We start from the raw sequence: 3088 nt of genomic DNA, 5'->3' as shown, positions 1-3088 counted from the left end.
CGGGCGGCAGGTCGAGGCCGGCCGGATCGGGGGCGTACGTCGTTCCCCTCGGCCACGGCAACGTCCCATCGACCGCGAACCTCCAGGAGCGCTCATGCGTCGATCTCTGACCCTGCTCTGCCTGCTGCCGGCCCTTGTCGTCGCGTGTGGCGACGATGGGACGTCCGGGGCCGCCGTGGCACGGCCGAGCGCCTCCGCGACGACCAGTCCGGCACCGAGCTCACCAATACCGTCACCCTCCCTCGTACCGACGGCGTCACCCACGACGCCACCACCAACGACGGCACCTCCGGCCGCGCCGACGACGGCTCCCCGGCCTGTACGGACGGCGGCTCCCCCGCCGCCCCCGCCTGCCCCGCCACCGCGGAACGCGCAGCCGGCAGGGCCCTCTACGGATGTCGGAGCCTGCGCGGACGGCGAGTGCCTCGTGCGGATCTCGGGTTCCGTCGACATCCCGTTCAACCAGTCCGTCTTCGGCTTCGCATCGATGCATGTCGTGGTCGGGTCGGGCGGCGTGAGCTGCAGCGCGGCCAACGGAGGCAGCCAGGTAGCCTCGAGCGGTTCCGTGGGGAGCGTCCTGATCATGGGATTCGGTGGATTCAGAGACCTGCGGATAGTGCCGAAGTCCATCGACGGCAAGACCGCCGTCCTCCAAATCTCCCCCGCGTGACCGGGAACGCGGGATCCCTGGTCCACTCGCGTTTCCGTCGGTCGCGGCAATGGAACATCCGCCTGACTACCGAATACACGGAGCTGACGGGGAATGGGCGACGGTCCGGCGTATCCGCGACACGAGACGAACCGGACGTTCACGAAGCTCGTCGGGATAAATTCCTGGGAACGGGCACGACTCCATCCGCTCACAAGGGAGAGTCTCCGCCAAAACCGGGACGGTTCAGTTCGCGCGCCCGGCAGGGCTGTGTACTGCTACCTGGATCTGCCGAGACTCGAGCTGGGGTGTGTCGGGTGCTGCGACGAGGGCGACACGCACCTGCTGCCGGGTGGTGACGTCGTGGAACTGGAGCGGCGGTCCGTCCGGTTGCAGGTGAGCGTCACCCCACTGGACAAGAGCCATGATCACTGGCAGCAGTTCCTCGCCGGCTTCCGTCAGACGGTACTCGTCGCGGGCGCGGTGTCCGTCGGTGCGATACGGGGTGCGGGCGATCACGCCGGCGCCCTCGAGGCGGGAGAGCGCCCGGGCGATGGTCGGGGCAGCGACGCCGACGCGGCGTACGAAGTCGTCGAACCGCGTGGTGCCGTAGAAGAGCTCCCGAACGACCAGGAACGATGCCTTGGTCGCGAGGATGTCGAGGGTCCTGGCCGCGGAGCACGCGTCGGCTGCCCACGCATCGCGGTCCTGAAGCGGACCTACGAGCCTCATCGCCATACGCCTCACGCTACCGGCCCTTGCCACCGGATCCGGTCTTCACTACCCTGACTAATGATATCGTTAGTCAGGGGGGTGGCATGGTTGCGATCGACGGATGTACTGCCGTGGTGACGGGCGGACGGCGTGGCCTCGGTGCCGCGCTCGTCGACGAGCTTCTGGCCCGGGGTGCGCGGAAGGTGTACGCGACAGGGCAGGAGCCGTTCGAGGATTCTCGGCCGCGCGTCGAAACCCGCGCCTTGCAGGTGCGGTCGGCCGAGTCGGTGAGACGTCTCGTGGCTGACGCGCCCGATGCCGAAGTCATCATCAACAACGCGGGTGTCCTCTATCCCGCTCCGCTGCTCACGGCCGACATCGAACGCTCGGCAGCGACGTTCGACATCAACGTCCTGGGACCCCTCCGCGTGTGCCAGGCGTTCGCCCCACTGCTGGCCCGAGCCGGAGACGGGGCCATCGTGAACATCAGCTCCGTGCTGGCCTGGCTCGCCGGCAGCGGTGTCTACGGTGCGTCGAAAGCGGCGCTCTGGTCGCTGACCAACTCGCTCCGGACGGAACTGGCCCCGCGGCACATCCAGGTCCTCGGCGTCCACGCAGGATTCATCGACACCGACATGGTCGCGCAGTTCAACCTTCCGAAGACCACTCCACAAGCCGCCGCCACCACCATCCTCGACGGACTCGAGGCCGGGGACGCCGAGGTACTCGTCGACGAGATCAGCATACGCACCAGGGCTTCCCTGTCAGCGGACGTTCACGAACTGGTGTTCGCACCCTGACCGCCACCGGCAGGTACCACTCGACAAAGGACCGGCAGGTACCACTCGACAAAGGAAAGGCCGGCATCCATGCCGCTCTGGAGGATCGACCATACCGAAGGGATCTTCACCGACGAGGACAAGGCGAGGCTGGCCGAGTCCGTCACCGATCACTACGCGCGGTTCGGGCTGCCGAGGTTCTACGTCGTCGTGCTGTTCAGCGAGACCTCGGCCTCCAGCTTCTACGTTGGCGGGGAACCCGGGACGCCGGCTGTCCGGGTCTCCATCGATCACATAGCGCGCACCAGCCCCGACGAAGCGGCTCGCCAGCGAACCGCGGCATGGATCGGGCGCATCCTGGGCCCGTTCATGGCCAGGATCCCGGGAGCGCACTGGGAGTTCCACGCCGACGAGACGAGCCGGGATCTCTGGCTCATCAACGGGCTGGTGCCACCACCGGAGGGTTCGGAGGCCGAACAGGAATGGGCCCGTTCGAACCTGCCGTCGGTGTACTGACCCCAGAACGGAGGCCCGGAGCCCGGGTCGAGGTCGACCCGCCGGCCCGCCGGTTCCGCTGCGGGACCGGCGAGTGCGCACGGGTGACGTTCACCGAGCAGATGGCGGGACCGACCAGTCCGCATGCCCGATTCACTCCGCTGGCGCGTCGGGTGGTGGAGGAGGCTGGGCTGGCGGGCCGTCGTGACGACCGGCAGCAGGCCGGCGCTCGCGCCGAGCGCCGCTGTGGTGGCGGCCAGCGCCCACGGCCACAGACAGCCCGTGCATGGCGGTTCCGACCACGGTCAGGCGGACGGCGGCCTGGCCCCCGTCGGACGCCGGAGCGTCCCCGGCCCCGTCCGCCTGCTCTGCCACCGCGTTCACGCCGCGATTCCCCTTCTGTCCGCCAAACCCACCAGACGACGGCCCTGACCGTCCCGCCCGGAGATGG

4 protein-coding genes are annotated in these 3088 nt (G+C 68.8%); 3 read left to right on the top strand and 1 reads right to left on the bottom strand.

From position 1 onward, the window contains the following. Window positions 1-427 precede the first annotated feature (427 nt). Entirely contained in the window at window positions 428-670 is a 243-nt protein-coding gene (locus AC5LSR_RS14595; protein WP_250283832.1) for a hypothetical protein, read from the top strand. 225 nt (window positions 671-895) lie between these two features. Here the strand turns inward: AC5LSR_RS14595 and AC5LSR_RS14590 are convergent, their stop codons facing one another. Then, on the bottom strand, window positions 896-1381 hold the full coding sequence (locus AC5LSR_RS14590; protein WP_250283834.1) for a winged helix-turn-helix transcriptional regulator: 486 nt from the start codon (window positions 1379-1381) through the stop codon (window positions 896-898). On the opposite strand from AC5LSR_RS14590, the gene AC5LSR_RS14585 reads away from it, so the two are divergent. Then, window positions 1288-2163, top strand: a complete 876-nt coding sequence (locus AC5LSR_RS14585) for an SDR family oxidoreductase (RefSeq protein WP_493468574.1) — start codon at window positions 1288-1290, stop codon at window positions 2161-2163. The genes AC5LSR_RS14590 and AC5LSR_RS14585 overlap by 94 nt on opposite strands. A 69-nt stretch (window positions 2164-2232) precedes the next feature. After that, window positions 2233-2658, top strand: coding sequence for a tautomerase family protein (locus tag AC5LSR_RS14580; RefSeq protein ID WP_250283838.1), 426 nt, complete (start codon window positions 2233-2235; stop codon window positions 2656-2658). The last annotated feature ends 430 nt before the right edge of the window (window positions 2659-3088 follow it).

It is taken from the genome of Protofrankia sp. CiP1_Cm_nod4, assembly GCF_982290645.1.
Note: the sequence above shows the minus strand (reverse complement) of the source record. Positions and strands in the feature narration are given on the sequence as shown.

Excerpts from the sequence above, each read along its gene's own strand:
- AC5LSR_RS14580 (WP_250283838.1), top strand. The coding sequence starts at position 2,233 with ATGCCGCTCTGGAGGATCGACCATACCGAAGGGATCTTCACCGACGAG.
- AC5LSR_RS14590 (WP_250283834.1), bottom strand. The coding sequence starts at position 1,381 with ATGAGGCTCGTAGGTCCGCTTCAGGACCGCGATGCGTGGGCAGCCGAC.
- AC5LSR_RS14585 (WP_493468574.1), top strand. The coding sequence starts at position 1,288 with ATGCCTTGGTCGCGAGGATGTCGAGGGTCCTGGCCGCGGAGCACGCGT.